Genomic DNA, 19366 nt, shown 5'->3' with positions numbered 1-19366 from the left:
CGACGCAAATAGTAACAACTGGGCGATGACCGCCGATTACCCGTTATGATTATTCGAGCGCCGCACCATTCTGGCGCATTAAGACCGATTTTCACCTTCTTCTACGGCAGCATTGTTCACGCGCCGAAAGACCGGCGGAACAAAGGAGCGTACGGTATGCGGGGAGCCGGCCACCGTTTCGTGCCACGCCGGCTAGGGAGACGAAAGCTGGGAGTGATCCGACATGATTTTAAAATCGCACGAAGAACGGTTTCATGCAGTCGAGTCTTCGCAATACGCGTTGGCGTCTATCCGCTAACTATGCATGAAGCTTAGTATGTCGTCTACGAGCGCCGAATGGGCGTCCATGAGGTTGCCCCCTCCGCCATGTCCACCTATGCCGGCCAATTGAAGCGCGTGCTGATCATAGAGAACATGATCGATCTGCTGGGCATCCGCCGTCCCGCCGGCAGGAACGGCTATGTTGATGGGATGGAAATAGCCGAAATTGACGTCGACCATACTGCCGGTCGACAATCCCGCCCCGCCGCCGCCGCCGGCATGGTTGCCGGTAAAAATCGTGTCTGACGACAGGTTGAAGCCACCGCCGTTCCCGCCGATGCCGGCGATCTGCACAGTACCCTGATCGAAAATCACATTGTTTGTCTGATGAGCCTCCGCCGAGCCACCTGCGGCGCCGATGGCGATGTTGATCGGCGAGAAGATGGCGATACTCACGTCCACCATGCTGCCGATGAAATATCCATCGCCGCCATGGCCCGCGTAATTGTCGCCCGTGAAGGTCAGCGACGTTCCCGGGCTCAGCGACGACCCGTGGCCCGCAACGTCATGATCCCCGCCCGAACCGCCGATACCGCCCATCTGGGTTGCGCCCTGCAGGAACAAGGCGTTATTCGACTGGTCGGCATGAGCCGCTGCGCCGGGGCCTGCAGCCACAGCCGCATTCACGGGAGCAAACACTGCGGCTTCAGTGCTGACGAGCCCGCCGTAGAAGAGCCCGCTGCCTCCGGTGCCGGCATGATTGCCGCCCTCACCGCCGCCGATTACGACATTGCCGCTTCCGCCATTTCCGCCTATCCCGGCCATTTCGGTGGAATGCTGGTTGATGACTGCGTTATTGCCCTGAAGGGCGTCGGCCGTCGAATGCGGTCCGACAATAGCGGCATTGGATGGCATAAAGACAGCCAGTGCATTGCTGCTGATCAGGCCTTCGCTGATCCCGTCGCCGCCGCCACCGGCTGAATTGGGGCTCGGACCGGAAACGACATCCAGCGGAAGCCAGGTCGGCACCAGTGCCAAATGCCCCGCGGCCACGTTGTAGGCGGGGTTTTGGTCGGTGCCCGCTTTAGGCAGGTCTTCCAGTAAGGAACGTATTTCCGTCATTACCGTCTCCATTCCGCAGCCAACCGCTCATCCACCGCACGCATCGCGTATGCAGCCTGAATTTGTTCAATCCCCGAATTGCTCAACCATTGTGCCTATGAACGCAGGAAAAGCGGAGCCTGTAATTCGTCTACATCCTCTCGGCTAGGGCCTAGCCATCTGGCCGTCACCGCCGCAGCATCGCGTTATGCTGGTTCTAGAGCTGCAGATCTCATATCCTCCGCCCGACTCTTCCGGCAGAAGGCAAGCCGTTGTCGGCCCCCGACACGCTTTGTCTGGCACCCGTTGCTTGGGCGAGGCCGCAGATTATGCCATGCCTGCGGGCATGGTAATGCGAAACAACGCCGCCGCTCGCTCCAAGTATACGCCCAAAGGAACGTCGACAAATATCTAGATAGTTTTAAGTTTAAATCGCAGACAATATTCGACCGCGGCTTGTATTGGCTGGCGGCGGCATCGAATACCTGCGCCGTAAGGGGGACACCGTAAAAAGAATCAAAGTCGAAACGAAGTAGAAGGAGTGACATCAATGCCTATTCCACAATTGTCTGACACGATCTATCTCCACAACCCTGATGCTGGTGACGCAAATGCCGGCAACGGCGGCGATGGCATCAATAATGGCAACATCAACTACAACCCGGTTGCCTATGTGGATCCCACGCAAACGGTCTACGGGGCAGATACTCATCTGCACAACGGGGACCACGTTTGGCAGACGGCAGATTGGGACGCCGGCGGCGGTGGGGCCGGTGGCTTCAGCCAGGCCCAGAACGGCTTCCTGGCATCGCTGACCAGCGGCGCTGGCGGCGCGGGCGGAGAAGCCCATTCCAACGGGGATCAAGGAAATACGAGCGGCGGCGACACAGCTACGGTGAATGCCGGTACGACCGCGACACAATATACGCAGCTCATGGCAGACCAGCATGCCACGATTCTTGCCGGCGTTGGCGGCAACGGCGGCAACGGCAACAACGCTCTCGGCGGCGATATCTCGTCAGCAGTGGTTCACACAAATCCCGAAACGACGACGGTGAACAATGCTCTCGATCATTTCATCAACGCCTTCGGCCATATTGATGTCAGCCATCTCGGCTCATGAACCCATCGCCCTTGGGGTCGCCGGTTTCGACTGGCGGCCCCCAAGGGTCGCTGAACCGGCCGGCAGCTTTTTCTTGTCAGTATCAAATGCAGCGAGATCTGATAATGGCAACGATTTCCTTAAAGCCATCGCGTCCGCAGACACATCTCGTTGTCGCGCTTCGGGCCTGCGTCGGGGCCTTCGGGCTCGTCTTCCTCTATAGCTGCGGCTACAATCTTTTTCTTCTGGCACCATCCATCTACCTCCTGCAGATCTACGATAGGGTCCTGTCGAGCCGAAGCGTCGACACGCTTTTGATGCTGACGATGATCATCGCTGTCGCCGTGCTCGTCGGATCCATGCTGGATATCCTGCGCAGGGCAGCTCTTTCGCGCATTGGCAGCTGGCTGGACCACAGGCTGCGGCCCATGGTGCTGACGGCATCGTTCGAATACGCTGCTTGCGCCGACGCGGGCGCCGCCACGGAATGCTACCGGGATCTCGCCGTATTGCGTCAGTTCCTCGATTCACCGGCGAGTTCGCTGTTTTTCGACGTTCCCTGGGCGCCACTATTCCTGCTCCTGCTCTTTCTCGTTCACCCGCTGCTCGGGACAATCGGCCTCCTAAGCGCACTTGCACTTCTGCTGTTTGCCTTCCTGACGGAAGTGGCGACGCAGGGGCCGCTTTCCCACGCCAATCTCGCCCTTTCGCGGAGCTATCTGCGCTTTGCGACCGCGCTCAAGAACATCGAAGTCATCAGGGCAATGGGCATGCAGGATGGCGCGGCCCTGATGGTCTACCGCGATGCCGAAATGGCAAGAAGGGCGCAGGACGTCGCGATGCATCGCACGGAGATCATCCTTGGTTTCTCCAAATCGATCCGCACACTCGCCCAGATCCTCATGATGGGCTCGGCCACATGGCTGGTGCTCATCAATAGCGGCAGTCCCGGCATAATCTTCGTTGCAAGCCTGCTGCTCGGGCGCGGGCTCGCACCGATCGAGGGCGCAATAGGAGCATGGCGCTCCTTTACTTTTGCGCGCAATGCCTTCAACCGCCTGACCAATATGCTGATCACTGTTGCATCGGAACGCGACGCCCGGATGGTGCCGCTGCCTGAACCCAACGGCCTCGTGCTTCACAACGTAAGCTATACCCTGCCCGTGGCCAACAGGCAGATATTGACTGATATCACATTGCGCCTGGCGCCTGGCGATTGCGTCGCGCTCATCGGCCCGTCCGGATCGGGAAAGTCGACGCTGGGCCGCGTCATGGCGGGCGTCGTGCAGGCAACGAGCGGATGCGCCCTTCTCGGCGGAGTCGATATCTCGGCTTTACGCCTTTGCGGGGGAACCCGCCATGTCGGATACCTGCCGCAGGACATCGAGCTGTTCGGGGGCGCAATCAAGGATGTGATCGGCCGGCTGGACGGCGGTGATCCCGGCAAGGCGATCGACGCCGCAAAGCTTGTCGGGCTGCACGACGCGATCATGCGGCTGCCAAAGGGCTACGAGACCGATATCGGCGAAAGCGGGAACCTGCTCCTGCGCGCTCAGCGCCAGCAGCTCGGCCTGGCGCGCGCGGCCTATGGAAGCCCGTCCCTCATCGTTCTCGACGACCCGAATTCGAGCCTGGACTATGACGGCGAACGCATGCTGTTTGCGGCAATCGAGCGAATGAAAGCCCGACGGATGACGATCGTCATCATAACCCACCGCATGGGCATACTGCCGGTCACCAACAAGATCGCCATCATGCGCAACGGAACTGTGGCTGCCTTCGGCGACAGCGACCGGATCTATGACACCTATCTCCAGCCGCCGTCTCGGACAGGAACGTAGGGAAGGACGCCGCCATGACCCTTGTTCAACTGACCGCAAAGCCAGCGAGATTTTCAGATTGGTCACGGACGGTCCAGCGGCTCGCGCGGCGGTCGCCGGCGACAGCCGGGCAATCGAAGGTCTATGCACCTGTCATCGAAGCGAAACACCGCGGACCCGCTCCCCCCTCGCCCATGCCGGTGCTCAGCGGCGTCGTCTGGATGGGCAATCTGTTGCTCCTCGTCTTCGTCATCGGACTGGGGATCTGGTCGGTTTTCGCGCCCCTGAAAAGCGCGGCGGTCGCCTCTGGCGTCATCGAACCGGAGACCAGCCGCAAGACCATCCAGCATCTGGAAGGCGGCATTGTCAGGCGCATACTGGTCAAGAATGGCGATGCGGTCATGGCCGGGCAAATCGTGATAGAACTTGACGACACGAAGTCCCGCGCGGAGCGCGACAGCATCCAGGGGCAGCTTTGGGACGCCGAAGGAAGCCGCGCCCGGCTGTTTGCGGAGCAGACGGGCGCCGACCACGTCGATTATCCTGACGACCTCAAGGCAGCCATGAATACCTATCCCACGGTCGGCGCGATCCTGACCGGGCAACAGAAGATTTTTGAAGCCCGCCGCCGGGTCATGCAGGCCGAAATCGGCATCACTAACGAAAAAATCGCCCAGGTGCGGCAGGAAATCGTCGGACTTCGCGCGCAGAAGGCATCACTGGCCGACAGGGCCACAATTTCGAGCCAAGAGCTGGATCAGGTAACTGAACTCAGCGCGAAGGGGCTGGAAAAGAAGAGCAGGCTTCTCAACCTCCAGCGGGAAAAAGCCGACCTTGATGGCCAGCAGGGCGAAGTCGACGCACAGATCTCCCGTGCCTTCCAGGTGATCAGTGAGGCCCAAGCCGATATCGCAAAGCTCGAGAGCGACCGGTTGAATGAAGTCGCTCAGGGCATGCGCGATACGGAAAGCCAGATCATGCAGCTGCGCGAACGTCTGCGGGCGATCGACGACCAGCTTGCGAGGACTGATATCCGGGCTCCCGAAGCTGGAACGATTATGAACCTGCGCATCCACACGACAGGTGGCGTGATTGGCGCGGGCGAACCTCTCGTCGATCTCTTGCCGCGCTCCGATCGCCTTATCGTGTCCGTCCACGTCAGACCGGAAGACATGAACCTCGTCCGTGCCGGGCTCGAGGCGCAGGTTCATCTCCTCCCATATAATCAACGGCGCGTTCCGCTCCTGAAAGGTCGGGTCGAGTATGTTTCGGCCGACCGTCTCACCGATACGCAGACCGGTCAGCCCTACTTTGCCGCGACAATCCGTGTGACGGACGAGCGACTGGCGAAAATGCGTGATGTCGAACTGGTCGCGGGCATGCCCGCACAGACATTGATCGAAACCGGCCAGAGCAGCGTAGCGTTCTATGCCGTAAGACCACTCCTCGACAGTTTCAATAGAGCATTTCGTGAGGACTGAAGCTGTGATGGGCAAGAGAAAATTCGACGACGACCAGATTACAGGCATTCTTAGAGAGCATCAGGCCGGCGTGACGGTGGCCGATGTTTGCCACAGGCACGGTATCAGCGAGCCGACTTTCTACCGGTGGCAATCCCTGCAATATGGAAATGTCAATCTCTATGCCAAAAAGATGAGAGCACTGGAGGAAGAGAACCAGAAGCTCAAGAAGCTCTTGGCCGAAGCCATGCTCTCGGCGGCAACGCTGAGTGAGATGCTGGCGAAGACGTCGAAGGGCTGAAAGCAACGTCCAAACAGAGGGATTTGTCGCTCGGTTTTCGGCCCTGATCCCACACATTGACGACCGACGAATCTCCTGAGAAGCTGTCGACGAGGATGGTCCTGTTGCCAACGAGGTGATCTAAGGGACGCCGACTACAAGGGTCGGGAGCAACAGCATTTAACTTATTCCAGCGGCTCGGAAATCGCTCCTTGTTATGAATCCGCCAGGATGCAAGCATTTATATCACGCTTGGGACATGGCAGCCCAGTCGTCGCGCGCGCTGTACGAAGTGGTGTTTACCGCCGTTTACATGGAGCTCAATGCCAGCATGCAGATGAAGGCGATGGCTTGGCAAGGTGACCTATCTCTCCTCGGTCGCCGCCAGCAAGCGCGGCCGCGCAGGCTTCACCTTCGAACGCGGCTGAGAGAACTGGTGCCATGCGATCGCCGCCGCTAATGTACCGCGCAATTGGGATTTCGGAGAGGGTTATTCCGGCACCGCGGCGGCTAGCCTCCACGGGCGTTATCTGGCGCTCGCTGAGCTGAAACAAGTCATTCATCGCAGCGCCTGACGGAATATATGAACCATACTGGGCCGCCGATGCCGGCAAAATCACCTCACCCTCCCTTTATCGTCAAAGGCTTGCGTCCCGACCACAGGAGCGGCGCATGTTCCACCACGAACAGTCCGAAGGCCGCCGTCCAACCGATCGCCGCCACCGCAAGGATCTCCATGCTAAGCCCAGGGACGAGCTCGGCAAGCGGGCGAACAAGAGCGATGCAGCCAAGCAGGATGTAGGAAATATTGGTCATCCGGCTCGTTTTCAGTTTCCGCCCAGTATGGCCGCGCGTTGCCCGCGTCATCACTGCGAGCATCATCATCGAAATCGTGCCGATCGCGAAGATGTGCAGCACGGCCACTTCGGGCAGCCACCCGGAGGCTTGAAGTGAAATGGCGGCAAAACCGACCGGCACGAACAGGAAGCTGGCGTGCAGGACGAAGAGAATGGGTTCCGGCCATGTGGTCCAGCCACGCCAGCGAAGGAGCCTCGCCATGTTGAGCGCGGTCGCGACAGCCGCCGTCCCGCAAGTTGCCGTCGAGACCGGCAGGCATGCCCATAGAAGAAGTACGACCGCGCCGATGATGATGGTTGCCGCATCGAAACTGTTATAGGGCACCGGAAAATCCGTACGACCGAACTGATTGATCCAGTTGCGCGTGAAGCTGGGCAGGATCCGGCCTCCGACGATCGTCACGAGCAGCACATAGGCACCAATCCCAAAACGGATCGCAAGTCCTGGGCTCGTATCTTCGATGACCCCGATATGAAAAAACACATTTGCAAGCGAAAGCATGAAAAGTCCCGCAATGACCTTCAAATCCTTCCATTTTTTTCCAGCCACGACCTCACGCCCGCAGATGAAGAGCATGACCGGCAGGAACAAGCTGTCGACGGCGGCGGCCGGAACGATCCCGATCGGGCCGCTGAGCAGCATGGTGATGCGACCGGCGCACCAGATCGCAAACAGGACGACCAGCGGCCTGCCGGCGATCGGCAGGCGTCCAGTCCAGTTCGGGATGGCCGTCAGCAGGAAGCCTGCCAGAACCGCTGGCGCGAAACCGAACAGCATCTCATGCGCATGCCAATACAATGTTCCGTAATCCGATGCGACAGGGACGCCGAAGCCAAGATTGGCCACCCATAGGGTGATGCTTAGGATGGCCCAGAGCGCGGACGCCAGAAAGAAGGGCCGGAAGCCGTAGGAGAAGAGGACCGGGCCGGTTCGCAACATGCCGCGCGGAAGATCTCGCGCGGCACCTGAAGTGTTTTTCATTTCCGTGTCTCCAAATTGACGACACAGCAATGCCGAAGATTGCCAGGGTGGTCATTGAGAATACGCAAACAGCGACAGCAGAACTTTGCGCTGACACAAAGAGTCAGTTTGCTCCATATCAAAGAGTCTTGCGGGGTTTCTACTACCTTCCTTCTCGACCGGGCGGCTTACGCTCGCGCTTCGACTACAGGAGATTAGAAATGACGAACACTCTGCAAATGACCCGTCGCATGATGCTTACGGGCGCTGCTGTCGCGGGAGCGCTGACGCCCATCATCGTTGCCAATACCGCTGCCCATGCCGACGAGGTAGTGGCGCTCAATGCGCCTAGGAAGGTGCCGGCCGTCGACGTCACAAAGCTTCAGCGTGAGAAGGTCGAACTGGTCAAGCCGCCCTTCGTCCACCCCCACAGCCAGAAGGCCGAGGGCGGCCCGAAGATCAAGGAATTCACGCTCACCATCCAGGAAAAGAAGATGGTGCTAGACAAGGATGGGACCGAGGTGAACGCAATGACGTTCGACGGTTCGGTGCCCGGCCCGCTGATGGTCGTCCATCAGGACGATTATGTGGAGCTGACGCTAATCAATCCTGAAACGAACACGATGCAGCATAATATCGACTTCCATGCCGCAACGGGTGGGCTCGGTGGCGGCGCGTTGACGATCGTCGGCCCCGGCGAAAGCACAGTCTTGCGCTTCAAGGCGACAAAGGCGGGCGTCTTCGTCTACCACTGCGCACCTCCCGGCATGGTCCCCTGGCATGTCACGTCGGGCATGAACGGCGCAATCATGGTTCTGCCGCGCGAAGGCCTAACCGACGGCCATGGAAAGCCACTCGTCTACGATAGGATCTACTATGTCGGCGAGCAGGACTTCTACATCCCGCGCGACGAGAACGGCAAATTCAAGAAATATGACAGTCCCGGCGAGGCCTATGAGGATACGCTTGCCGTCATGAAGACGCTGACGCCGACCCACATCGTCTTCAACGGCGCTGTCGGCGCGCTGACCGGCGACAATGCGATGACCGCCAAGGTCGGCGAGACCGTGCTCATCGTGCATTCGCAGGCCAATCGCGATACGCGCCCGCACCTCATCGGCGGCCATGGCGAATATGTCTGGGCGACCGGCAAGTTTGCAAACGTTCCCGATGTGGACCAGGAGACCTGGTTCATCCCCGGCGGCACGGCCGGTGCTGCACTCTACACCTTCGCGCAACCCGGCATTTATGCCTATGTCAACCACAACCTCATCGAGGCCTTCGAACTCGGTGCGGCTGCCCACTTCAAGGTCACAGGGGACTGGAACGACGATCTGATGACTTCGGTAAGGTCACCGTCGGCCAGCTGACCTTGGTGGGACTGTGCAGGCCGTGAGGGCGGCCTGCACAGTATATTTTCTTGAAAAAAAGGGGCGCATGTTGCGAAAAGGACATGACACCGCACGCCGAGACTGCAGGAGTTTCCGGCTTTTCGATCGCACTTCCGCTTGCGCTTTTTGCGGTTCTGTCCGCAGCGCTTGCCGTTGAGGCCGGGTTCGTGAACATCGAGCGGCGCGCCCCCGCATTTGCCGCGCCCAAGGTCGTCACTATTGCTCCCCATGAATTTCAATATCGCGAGCCGACCGAGTATTTCCGCAAGGGGCTGGCTGTCGATGCACCGAAGCGCGAGGCCAATGTCCGGGTGCCTCTGACGATTGCCGAATATCAGACCAGTCTTTCCGAGTATGATCGTTGCGTCGCCGATGGGGCCTGCCCCGATCCGGAAGGGCGAAGCGCAATCTCCGGCGACGACACGCCGGTCACTGGTGTCAGCTATGACGACGCGTTGCGCTATGCGAATTGGCTATCGCAAAAGACCGGCGAGCAGTGGCGGCTTCCGACCGACTTCGAACTCGCCTATGCTGCCGCCGATCGTTTTCCCGACGATGCCCTTGGCATCGACACCGACAGCAAAAACCCCGCGCTGCGCTGGCTTGCAGACTACGAACGCGAGGCACGGCGCAGCGCCTCGAGCGATCCCGCGCCGCAGCCAAGGGGATCATTCGGCGTGAGCCAGACAGGCCTTGTCGATTTCGGCGGGAACATCTGGGAATGGACTTCGACCTGCAACAGGCGCATCGACCTGGACAAGGAAGCCGGCATCGAAGAGCCCGACCCGGCAAACTGCGGCATCATGATCGCATCCGGCAGACACCGTGCGCCGATGAGCACCTTCGTCAGAAATCCCAAGGGCGGCGGATGCTCGGTCGGCAGCCCGCCCGATAATCTAGGTTTCCGGCTCGTCCGGCAGCCGGGCTTTGCCGAGAGCGTCAAAGCCTTCACGCGCCGCGCCATAGCAGATATGCTCAGCGGCACCATTTTCAAAGGAGTTCAGCGGGACGACAATGAAGGTTGACCGTACAATTGTGAAGTCATTGGCGCTTTTCGAGCGCATGACCGATGCCGACCTCGACGCCATGCTCGAGCATGCCACACCGCGCCGCGTCGCCCAAGGCGATGCGGTTTTCGAGCAGGGAGCATCGGCAAGATCCTTCTTTCTGCTGCTGCACGGCAGGCTCAAGGTCACACAGGTCACGCATGACGGTCAGCAGATCATCGTCAGGATGGTGCATCCGGGAGACCTGTTCGGCTTTGCCATGGCGCTGCGCCGGCAGGACTATCCGGGAACCGCCATTGCGGCAGCCGAAAGTCTCATCCTCGGATGGCCCACCGACATGTGGGCGCGCTTCGTCGAGCAAAATCCTCGCCTGGCAATGAGTGCGATGCAGACGATTGGGCAGCGGCTCGAGGAGGCGCATACGCGCATCCGTGAGATGTCGACCGAAGAAGTGGAAAAGCGGGTCGCCCATGCCGTGCTGCGCCTGTCCAAACAGGCCGGCAAGGCAGTCGGAACCGGGATCAAGATCGATTTCCCGATATCGCGGCAGGATATTGCCGAGATGACGGGCACGACGCTACATACAGTGTCGCGAATTCTGAGCGCTTGGGAAGCGAAGGGCATCGTCGAAGGCGGCAGGCAGAAGCTGACAGTTACCGATCCGCAACGTCTCCTGAGGCTTGCGGAAGGCGAAAGTGATTAGCGTCCGAACACGGACTCATCAGATCCTCAGGTCAACCGGCACTCCTTGCCGCGCGGCGTTGATTCGTTTGGACCGTTTCACGTCGCAGCAACAGCGGCGGAATTTGCGTCGCAGTGGCATGAAGCGACGCCCGACTGGAACGGCTTTATGCCGAGCCGGCGATTGAGACTGTTCCTAGTGACGTGTGTCGTGCGATGCCTTCCACGCCGCGATGTCGTCCTTCGACACGCGTATCCGGGAAAATGCCGACTGCGGCTCCAGGCGGATCTTGCAGGCAGCAATTTCGCATATCGTACCGACATGTTGCTGCAGCCGGGTTTCGTCGGCGCGTGGTGGATCGCTGATCTCCCGCAAGGCGTCACGATCAATGAGGACCACGCGCTGCGCACCCTCGTGCTCCATCAGCACGACGCCCGTCTCTCCGGAAGATCTCAGGAATGCGGTGATGAACCTCGGTAACATCGGATTCCTCCTCTTTTGTCCATAATCGACCAGAGCATAGCGTTTAACGTCTCGACGTCTTTGACATCCATCAAAGAGAACGAAACCCAGAGGCCTAAGAACCCACCGATACCTCACGGTCGTGGCCCAGTGTTTCGAATTAACGAAAGGAATGCCGATGCGCGTATCGCAAAAGACCTTCATCGTCGAAATCAGAAGGCGCCGGCGCCCGGTCCGTCTCGTCAACCTTCCGAAAGGCCAGTCCGACAAGACAGGCTAACCAGCCTTGCTCTGATACTTCAGCTCAGAAATGCGCCGACCCAAGCGATCGAAAAAGACGTGATCGGAACGGCCATGATGATCGCTGCGGAGATTCTAGTGGCAAGGCCTAGATCGTAGAGGGTGCCGATCCGGAACACCAACACCACGGACCAGGCGGCGGCCGAAAGGACGAAACCGCCGCGAAAAAGATCCGAATAAGGTATGACGATGCCGTCGGAACGTAGCTGCGAGACGGTCAACGAAAGCAGTCCGCTGAAGAGACAGGCTGCGGCTAGCGGAATGAGGGCCTGGGCCAGATGATGGGGGAAATGCCCCTTCATCCGAAGGATCCTTGCAGACGCAGCTAGCGGAATGCCGAACATGATCGTGGCGGCAGCGACCGAAACCGCCAAAAGAATCAAAAAAGCGCCAGCATCTACCGATGTCATGACATCATTTTCTAAGGGATAGTCGGTCAGGATCCACCAGGGCAGCCGGAGGGATAGCGGCCAGATCAGATGCAGATCGAGGCATCGTTCCACCAACCACAGGCGGATCATCTGAAACAGGCCGCTATCGGACCAGTGCAGCGCAGCGGGAACCAGCCCGAGCAGAACCGGAACGATCAGCACCGTCTCCCACATGGTTGCAAGCCGGCCAGAGCCGTGAACGATATCGCTGGCCGGATTGCGCCAGCAAAGCCGAATCGCTCCGCGATAACCGGAACACCGGCCGCACATGTGGCAGGCGGCAGCGCCCTGCATGGTCTTGATGGGAATGAGCGGCGCACAGTTGACAGCCTTCGATCGTCCGTCCTGCCGATCACCGGCGCTCCAGCTTTCGGGGGCAACACGGAAATGCAAGGGCGCAATTTTCGAAACGGTGCCGAAAACGCCGCTGACCGGGCACAGGAACCGGCACCAGACCCTTTTTGCCTTGCCGTAGCGCGCGCCAATGACGATGGCTGCAAAGGTTGAGCCTCCAAGCAGCAGCGCGGCAGGTTTCGGATACTGGTAGATGCTGGTCAACTGCCCATAGACCGTTGTCGAGACGAAGGACACGACCGGCCAACCGGACCATTTCATCCATCCGGGAATTGCCCGCCCGGCGCCGTGCTGGCTGGCGAACTCCGAAAGTGCCCCCTCCGGGCACAGGATCCCGCACCAGAAGCGGCCGATGAGAGCCGTTGCGAGAATGATGAACGGCCACCAAACGCCCCAGAAGGCAAATTGTGCAAAGCGCACAGCATTATTCCAGAGATAATCGGTGTGCGTTGGAAGCGCCAGCAACAACGGAACCGCAAGAAGGGCGGCATAGATTGCCACCATTGCCCATTGCAGATGGCGGATCGTCGCCTGATGGCGCAGGAGGATGTCACCGAGCCTGGCGACAAGCGCCGGCGCACCATGCAGGGAAGAGGTCATGCAAGCGCCTTGCCCTTCAGTGGAGGTGCATAGGCCAGGGATGCGATCAGCCAGTAGAAACCGAGGCCGAGAAGAGGAAGAAGCTCCGGTCGAGCCCGATAGCCCACCAGGCCGGCGAGGAAGGCGCCGAAGCCACTGCCATCGTCGAGCAGCAAGCTCGTATCCCATAGCGGTTGCGTCATCGGCGAGAAAAATCCAACCGAAATCAGCTTGTCGATAACGAGCATCGTCAGCCCGCTTCCCAGAAGCAGGAGCAGCACCTCGCTGATGCGCGCAAGCACGATCCTCGAGATCAGTTTCGACCCGGTCTTGAACGCCCAGAAGCTGATTGCGGCAAGCACGAGGCCTACCACACCCGAGGCGACGAAAAAACCGGCCCGCCAACCTTGCGAGGACGCCGCCAATCCAAAGAGGAAGACGACCGTCTCCGCACCCTCACGGGCCACCGCAAGCGCTGCGATTACGGAAAGCCCGAGCCAGTTGCCGGACTTGACGTGCCGGACGGCACAGTTTGCGAGATCGGCGCTCTCGCCGCGCGCCATTCTACGCATCCAGAACACCATCCTGAGCATGAGGACGGCAGCGAGTGCGGCCATGATCATCTGCAGGATGTCCTCGCCATCTCCTTCAAGCAGGCCAGCCGTCGTGCCCAGGACCAATGCCAACGTCAGGGCGAGCGCGATGCCCGCTCCCGCGCCGGCAAGGATCCAGCTGGTTGCCCGCCTGCCTGTCGCCGGTGCCGCCCTGGTGGACCAGGTCAAGAGGATCCCGATGACCAGCAAGGCTTCGAAGCTTTCCCGCCAGACCACTGAAGCAATCTTGAATGTCTGCAGCGTCAAATCCGTGTTCATCGGACAATCAGCCGCGCAGGAGGCATGTCGAGATGAAAATCGTCGAAGAAGGCATAGTTGCCCTCGCTCAATGAGCGAAATACGAGAAAACTCGATGCGCCGGGCGCCAGAACCTTCTCCTTGCGCAGCGGAATGCTCTCAAACTCGATCGGGGTCGAACCGTCATTGTGGAGATCGAGCTTGAAACGGGTATTCGCCGGCACTTCAATGACGATGGGTGAGACGACGCCGTTGCTGAAATGAACTTCGAAAACCGGATCTTCACCTCCGGCAAAGGCAGCCGAACAGGGTATTATCAGCGCGGCCGCGACCAGCAGCCGTTCCAACCAACCGACGGCCCGCATCAGTAGCCGCCCTTCTTGCCAATGCCGGCAAACACGAAGTCGAATTTCAGTGCAAAAGCATCGGGCCAGGGAGCAACGCCCGTCTCCTTGTCAATATGGCGTCCGAAAGACATTTCGCCATGACCACCCGGATGAATGTCGATCTCAAGCCGATAGCGGCCCGGCCCCGACAGCTTGACGTTGTCGCCATAATGCGGCCCGTCGCTTGCAACCATCGGCTCAAGCGACCCGATCTGTGCCTCGCCATTGTCGAGGTTCGTGATTGCGTATTCCACATGCAGATTAGGAAGCCAGTCGCCTTCCGCAAAACCATTCGCGTTACCGGCAGTCGCGTGAATATCCGCCTCCAGATGAATGTCGGAGTCTGCCGCTGCGCGCATCATGCCGGGCGGATCCATCTCGATCGGCTGGAGATAGACTGCGGCCACTTCCATGCCCGCCGCGATCTGGGGCGAGCCAACCGGATATTCGGCAGCCTTCAGGGCAGGCGGCACTGCAATGAAAATGAGAGGAGCGGCAAAGAGGCTGGTACACCGGAGCATGATGGCGATCCATAAAGATGAGTAATGCCGTCACGTTTAACAGCGCAATCGCCCTTCTCTTTGCGCTGGCGCAAAGATGCGCGGTTTAGCGCCGGGCAGGCGTGTGCAGGCCGTCGGGCGACCGAGATCTGGTCAACAGTCGCCATTGTTTGACTTTGGTCAACGTTGCAGCGGGCCGTGATCGATACATCGCCTTCGACACGGGAAGGAAACCAGATGATCCAGTTTCTCAGCGCATTTACCGTCTTTCTCATGCTGCATTCGATCCCGGCGATCCCGAATATTCGCCTGCGTATCATCGGATCGATCGGCAAGCGGGTTTACATCACGGCCTATTCAATTGCTTCGCTGGCGGCACTGGTCTGGCTCTTCTCCGCAGCCCTTGCCCTTGATTACATCCCCTTGTGGGAGCTTCGCCCCTGGCATGCAGCGGTGACCTTCGTGCTCGCGCCTGTCGGATGTTTTCTCGTGCTTGCCGGTCTGATGAGCGCAAATCCCTTATCCATATCGATCCGTTCAACGGAACTAGCTGACGCGGTCGTGCGGATCACCCGACACCCCGTGCAATGGGGATTTGCTCTTTGGGCGCTCGGCCATGTCATCGCCAACGGCGACTTGCGCTCACTCCTGTTGTTCGGAGGTCTCGGGCTTTTCGCGCTTGCCGGCATTCCTATGGCTGAGCGCCGCGCGAGGAAGTATCTCGGCAATGATTGGGACATCCACGCCGCGCAGACTTCTATCTGGCCTTTGGTGGCATTTGTTTCCGGTGTCCGGCCTAAATCGGACGCAGCGCTCGTGGCAGCGGCAGTGGCCACGAGTGCGCTGGTCGCCTGGCTACTTCTCGCAGGGGGTCACGCCATGCTCTTCGGCGCTGACCCGATTTCCGTTTTCGGCTGATTGAAGTCCGTCTCGCCGGACCAGGCGCTTGACTGCGGCGCGATCGGCAAGCCTAGGAGATCGACTGCGCGGCGAGCAAGATGATCCACGACGTCCTGGACCGACTGCGGTCGATTATAAAAGGCTGGGGCCGGCGGCATGACGATCCCGCCCATCTCCGTCACTGATGTCATGTTGCGCAGATGTCCGAGATGCAGGGGCGTTTCTCGCGTTATCAGCACGAGCCGTCGCCGCTCCTTGAGCTGAACATCGGCAGCGCGCGCCACGAGGCTGGAGGAAAGGCCGGTTGAAATTGCCGCCAACGTGTTCATCGAGCAGGGCGCGACGATCATTCCTGCGACAGGAAACGAGCCGCTGGCAATCGTCGCGCCGATATCTGAATTGTCATAGCTTCTGTAAGCCTTGGGCAGCATCTGGTCATGAGCGTCGGCCCCAACCTCGTGCAAAAGAGTCCGCTTGCCGCTTTGCGAGACGACGAGATGCACCCGCAAGCTAAGCCTGCACAAGAGGTCGAGGACGGCAAGGCCGATCGCCGCACCGGAGGCCCCAGTCACCGCCAGCACGACGTCACGCCGCTCATGAAACGATATCACGTTTGATCCTTTCCCATGTCGTTGCGGCGCGCGCGGCAATGTCTGACGGCATGCGCAGCTCGCGACCCCATTCGCGGTCGCTTTCCGGTCCAATCTTTCTGCTGGCGTCGAGGCCCATCTTCGCTCCGAGACCCGCTCGAGGTGACGCAAAATCGAGGTAGTCGATCGGCGTGTTTTCGACGACCGTGAGGTCGCGGGAGGCATCGAACCGCGTGGACACGGCCCACATGATGTCCTCCCAGCTCCTCACATCGATGTCGGCATCGACCACGATGATCAGTTTGGTGTAGTTGAACTGCGGAAGCATTGACCAGAGCCCCATCATCACCCTGCGGGCCTGCCCTGGATAGCGCTTGTCGATCGAGACGACTGCCGTGCGGTAGGAGCAAGCCTCCGGCGGCAGCCAGAGATCGCAGATTTCGGGAAATTGCCGTCGCAGGATCGGAATGAACAATTCGGTCATCGCCTCCCCGAGCCTGGACGGCTCGTCCGGTGGGCGCCCGGTATAAGTCGAGAGATAGACTGGCGAGCGACGCGTGGTAATAGCGCTCAGCCGAACGACCGGAAAGGGTTCGACGCTGTTGTAATAACCGGTGTGATCGCCGAAAGGGCCTTCGGGTGCCGTTTCATCGATCGAGACGTGTCCTTCCAGAATGATCTCGGCGCAGGCCGGCACGTAGAGCGGCACGGTCAGAGCCCTGGCGACTTGCGTGCGTGCGCCACGCAGAAGGCTCGAAAAATTCAGTTCGCTGACGCCTTCCGGCAGTGGCATGACGGCCGCAAGAAGCGTCGCAGGGTCCGCGCCGATCGCAATCGCGACGGGCATGTCCTGACCGCGCCGCTGCCATTGGCGGAAGTGCCTTGCGCCGCCGCGATTGGAAAGCCAGCGCACGATCAGCGAGGAGCGGTCGCGAACCTGCGTACGGTAGATGCCGACGTTGACGTCGTCTGGGTCGTCGGGATCGCGGGTTATCACCAGCGGCCAGGTCACCAGTGGAGCGGGTTCGCCGGGCCAGCACCATTGAACCGGAAGCATGCCGGTATCGATCGCGGCACCCCGATGGATCACCGCTTGCGCGAGGGCGGCGCGTCGTCGCCTCGGCCGCATGAGGCTTGCGGCCTTGAGCAGGGAGAGCTTGCTCAGGGCGTCTGCGAGCGATTTCGGCGGAGAGGGGTTTCGAAGATCGGCGAGATCCTCCGCCAGTCGCCCGAGGCCGCCCTGTTCGACTCCGAAACCAAGCTCTATGCGCTCCCTGGTGCCGAAGAGATTGACGAGCACCGGGATGGGGCTGCACCGTCCCTCGGCATCTATCGGTGCCCTTATCAGAAGGGCCGGCCCATTGTCCTCAAGAACATGCTGATGCAGTGCCGTCAGGTCGTGAACAAGCGACACGGGCTTGTCGATCGACACAAGCAGCCGTCGCCGCTCGAGCTCACGAATGAAGGATTGCAGGTCGGCATGACGTTTGATCTTCGGCGCATTGTTTAGCATGGGGATGCAATCGGCGAGGAAACAGCTCCTGTCTTTGAGCCAAAACAAACAGGGCGAATGCGCCAGGCCCTAGGGTGCTGCTCTCACGAGAAGAGGCCTCAATGTTTGTTTCATCCCGCCTGATGGCTGCGGCCGGCATCGTGCCGTTGCCAATCGCGGCCCGCGCCGCATCCTTGCTGTTTCAGCAGGTGCTCAAATCCCACCCCCGGCTCTTCGACCGGCTCGGGGATTATCGCTATTCATCTTTTGGCTTTGCGCCTTCGGACCTTGCCTTCGAATTCGTGATCCGGCCTGCCGGCGGCACTATCCGCATCTTCCGGCGCGGAAGCGCGCCGGAAGCGGATGCCAGGATCGGCGGCCCCCTGCTCCTGATGCTGGGGCTCGTCGAGGGCCGTCTTGACGGCGATGCCGTCTTCTTTGCCCGCAAACTTACCGTGACCGGCAATATGGAAGCGGTGCTCGCGCTTCGCAATGCGCTCGACGACAGCGGCATCGATCTGGTGAAACTGACCGCAGATATGTCGGGGCCGATCCGACGCCCGGTGATCGCGACGCTCTCCTGCGTCCGGCGCCGCGCCCTCAAATCCGAAGGTGTCAGATGGAACTGATATGCCCGGCTGGAACCCCCTCGTCCTTCAGAGAAGCCGTCAATGCCGGAGCGGATGCAGTCTATTGCGGCTTTCGCGACGAAACGAACGCCAGAAACTTTCCGGGCCTGAATTTTGATCTGCAGGAGCTGCGCGAAGCGGTTTCCTATGCCGGCGCTCGAGGCGTCAAGACATTCGTGGCGCTGAACACATTCATGACCGCAGGTCGAGAGGATCTCTGGTATCGCCGGGCACAAGAGGCAACCGACGCCGGAGCCGACGCGCTCATCGTCGCCGATTTCGGGTTGATGGCACATGTTGCCGAATGTCATCCGCATCAACGCCTGCACATTTCCGTTCAGGCTTCGGCCTCCAATCCGGACGCCCTTGCCTATCTGGTTGAGAATTTCCGCGCAGCGCGCGTCGTGCTTCCCCGAACGCTGACCGTCGCCGACATCGCCCGTATTGCTCGCCGCGTGCCTTGCGAGCTTGAGGTCTTCGTCTTCGGCGGCCTCTGCGTCATGGCTGAGGGACGCTGCTCGCTCTCTTCCTACGCCACCGGAAGATCGCCCAACATGAACGGTGTCTGCTCGCCGGCAAGCCATGTTCGCTATCGGCAGGAGGGCAGTGACATGGTGTCGGAGCTGGGTGGCTTCACGATCAACAGATTTTCCGAGCAGGAACCGGCCGGCTATCCGACCCTCTGCAAGGGACGGTTCGAGATCGGCAAGAGCAAGACCTATGCCTTCGAGGATCCGGTCTCGCTTGATGTCATGGATCAGCTGGACGAACTCCGGGCCGCCGGAGTCACCGCGCTGAAGGTCGAGGGACGGCAACGCGGTAAGGCCTATATTTCGCAGGTCGTCTCGACGCTCCGCGCCACGATGAAAGCTGCACCCGCCGAACGACCGGCTCTGATGGCCCGTCTGAAAGCCCTCAGCGAAGGACTGGAGACCACGCATGGCGCCTATGAGAAGCGGTGGAGGTAGGC

At 60.1% G+C, this 19366-nt stretch carries 19 protein-coding genes; 10 read left to right on the top strand and 9 right to left on the bottom strand.

The window, feature by feature from the left end:
- Positions 1–294 precede the first annotated feature (294 nt).
- The gene (locus tag EV281_RS29720; protein WP_132658409.1) at positions 295–1383 is read right to left on the bottom strand and encodes a hypothetical protein; all 1089 of its coding nucleotides are present in this window, start codon (positions 1381–1383) and stop codon (positions 295–297) included.
- Between the two features lie 529 nt (positions 1384–1912).
- Here EV281_RS29720 and EV281_RS29715 point away from each other — a divergent pair.
- The 4 genes from EV281_RS29715 to EV281_RS29700 all read left to right on the top strand — a co-directional run bounded on the left by EV281_RS29715 (position 1913) and on the right by EV281_RS29700 (position 6045).
- Complete coding sequence (locus tag EV281_RS29715) at positions 1913–2485, top strand: PE-PGRS family protein (protein ID WP_132658407.1); 573 nt, start codon at positions 1913–1915, stop codon at positions 2483–2485.
- Positions 2486–2589: 104 nt separating this feature from the next.
- Positions 2590–4305, top strand: a complete 1716-nt coding sequence (locus tag EV281_RS29710) for a type I secretion system permease/ATPase (protein ID WP_132658405.1) — start codon at positions 2590–2592, stop codon at positions 4303–4305.
- Between the two features lie 14 nt (positions 4306–4319).
- Complete coding sequence (locus EV281_RS29705) at positions 4320–5765, top strand: HlyD family type I secretion periplasmic adaptor subunit (RefSeq protein ID WP_132658403.1); 1446 nt, start codon at positions 4320–4322, stop codon at positions 5763–5765.
- 7 nt (positions 5766–5772) lie between these two features.
- Positions 5773–6045 (top strand): transposase, encoded by a 273-nt coding sequence (locus EV281_RS29700; protein ID WP_132658401.1) that lies wholly within the window; start codon positions 5773–5775, stop codon positions 6043–6045.
- Positions 6046–6645: 600 nt separating this feature from the next.
- Here the strand turns inward: EV281_RS29700 and EV281_RS29695 are convergent.
- On the bottom strand, positions 6646–7863 hold the full coding sequence (locus EV281_RS29695; RefSeq protein ID WP_132658400.1) for an NnrS family protein: 1218 nt from the start codon (positions 7861–7863) through the stop codon (positions 6646–6648).
- 200 nt (positions 7864–8063) lie between these two features.
- On the opposite strand from EV281_RS29695, the gene nirK reads away from it, so the two are divergent.
- From nirK to EV281_RS29680, 3 genes are all read left to right on the top strand, one after another.
- Positions 8064–9212, top strand: coding sequence for a copper-containing nitrite reductase (gene nirK / locus EV281_RS29690; RefSeq protein ID WP_132658398.1), 1149 nt, complete (start codon positions 8064–8066; stop codon positions 9210–9212).
- Positions 9213–9295: 83 nt separating this feature from the next.
- On the top strand, positions 9296–10258 hold the full coding sequence (locus EV281_RS29685) for an SUMF1/EgtB/PvdO family nonheme iron enzyme (RefSeq protein ID WP_132658396.1): 963 nt from the start codon (positions 9296–9298) through the stop codon (positions 10256–10258).
- Positions 10248–10943: a Crp/Fnr family transcriptional regulator gene (locus EV281_RS29680; RefSeq protein ID WP_132658395.1), complete on the top strand. Its 696-nt coding sequence runs from the start codon at positions 10248–10250 to the stop codon at positions 10941–10943. Before EV281_RS29685 ends, EV281_RS29680 begins: the two co-directional genes overlap by 11 nt.
- A gap of 174 nt (positions 10944–11117) precedes the next feature.
- Here EV281_RS29680 and EV281_RS29675 read toward each other — a convergent pair whose 3' ends face one another.
- The 5 genes from EV281_RS29675 to EV281_RS29655 all read right to left on the bottom strand — a co-directional run bounded on the left by EV281_RS29675 (position 11118) and on the right by EV281_RS29655 (position 14806).
- Positions 11118–11405: a hypothetical protein gene (locus EV281_RS29675; protein WP_132658393.1), complete on the bottom strand. Its 288-nt coding sequence runs from the start codon at positions 11403–11405 to the stop codon at positions 11118–11120.
- A gap of 278 nt (positions 11406–11683) precedes the next feature.
- Positions 11684–13069, bottom strand: a complete 1386-nt coding sequence (locus EV281_RS29670) for a 4Fe-4S binding protein (protein WP_132658391.1) — start codon at positions 13067–13069, stop codon at positions 11684–11686.
- Positions 13066–13920 (bottom strand): FTR1 family protein, encoded by an 855-nt coding sequence (locus EV281_RS29665; protein ID WP_132658389.1) that lies wholly within the window; start codon positions 13918–13920, stop codon positions 13066–13068. The genes EV281_RS29670 and EV281_RS29665 overlap by 4 nt, the downstream gene beginning before the upstream one ends.
- Positions 13917–14264: a cupredoxin domain-containing protein gene (locus EV281_RS29660; RefSeq protein ID WP_132658387.1), complete on the bottom strand. Its 348-nt coding sequence runs from the start codon at positions 14262–14264 to the stop codon at positions 13917–13919. The genes EV281_RS29665 and EV281_RS29660 overlap by 4 nt, the downstream gene beginning before the upstream one ends.
- On the bottom strand, positions 14264–14806 hold the full coding sequence (locus tag EV281_RS29655) for an iron transporter (protein ID WP_132658385.1): 543 nt from the start codon (positions 14804–14806) through the stop codon (positions 14264–14266). The genes EV281_RS29660 and EV281_RS29655 overlap by 1 nt, the downstream gene beginning before the upstream one ends.
- Positions 14807–15022: 216 nt before the next feature.
- Between EV281_RS29655 and EV281_RS29650 the strand changes: the two genes are divergently transcribed.
- Complete coding sequence (locus EV281_RS29650; RefSeq protein ID WP_132658383.1) at positions 15023–15703, top strand: NnrU family protein; 681 nt, start codon at positions 15023–15025, stop codon at positions 15701–15703.
- Here EV281_RS29650 and EV281_RS29645 read toward each other — a convergent pair.
- Both EV281_RS29645 and EV281_RS29640 read right to left on the bottom strand, forming a co-directional pair.
- The gene (locus EV281_RS29645; RefSeq protein ID WP_132658382.1) at positions 15658–16296 is read right to left on the bottom strand and encodes a UbiX family flavin prenyltransferase; all 639 of its coding nucleotides are present in this window, start codon (positions 16294–16296) and stop codon (positions 15658–15660) included. The genes EV281_RS29650 and EV281_RS29645 overlap by 46 nt on opposite strands.
- Positions 16280–17788, bottom strand: coding sequence for a UbiD family decarboxylase (locus tag EV281_RS29640; protein WP_132658380.1), 1509 nt, complete (start codon positions 17786–17788; stop codon positions 16280–16282). Before EV281_RS29640 ends, EV281_RS29645 begins: the two co-directional genes overlap by 17 nt.
- 101 nt (positions 17789–17889) lie before the next feature.
- Between EV281_RS29640 and EV281_RS29635 the strand changes: the two genes are divergently transcribed.
- Both EV281_RS29635 and EV281_RS29630 read left to right on the top strand, forming a co-directional pair.
- Positions 17890–18396: an SCP2 sterol-binding domain-containing protein gene (locus EV281_RS29635; protein ID WP_132658378.1), complete on the top strand. Its 507-nt coding sequence runs from the start codon at positions 17890–17892 to the stop codon at positions 18394–18396.
- Positions 18387–19364, top strand: a complete 978-nt coding sequence (locus EV281_RS29630; RefSeq protein ID WP_132658376.1) for a peptidase U32 family protein — start codon at positions 18387–18389, stop codon at positions 19362–19364. Before EV281_RS29635 ends, EV281_RS29630 begins: the two co-directional genes overlap by 10 nt.
- Positions 19365–19366 lie beyond the last annotated feature (2 nt).

Origin of the sequence: Rhizobium sp. BK418 (assembly GCF_004341105.1) — a bacterium.
Classification (GTDB): domain Bacteria; phylum Pseudomonadota; class Alphaproteobacteria; order Rhizobiales; family Rhizobiaceae; genus Rhizobium.
This window is presented reverse-complemented; position numbering and strand designations above follow the sequence as displayed.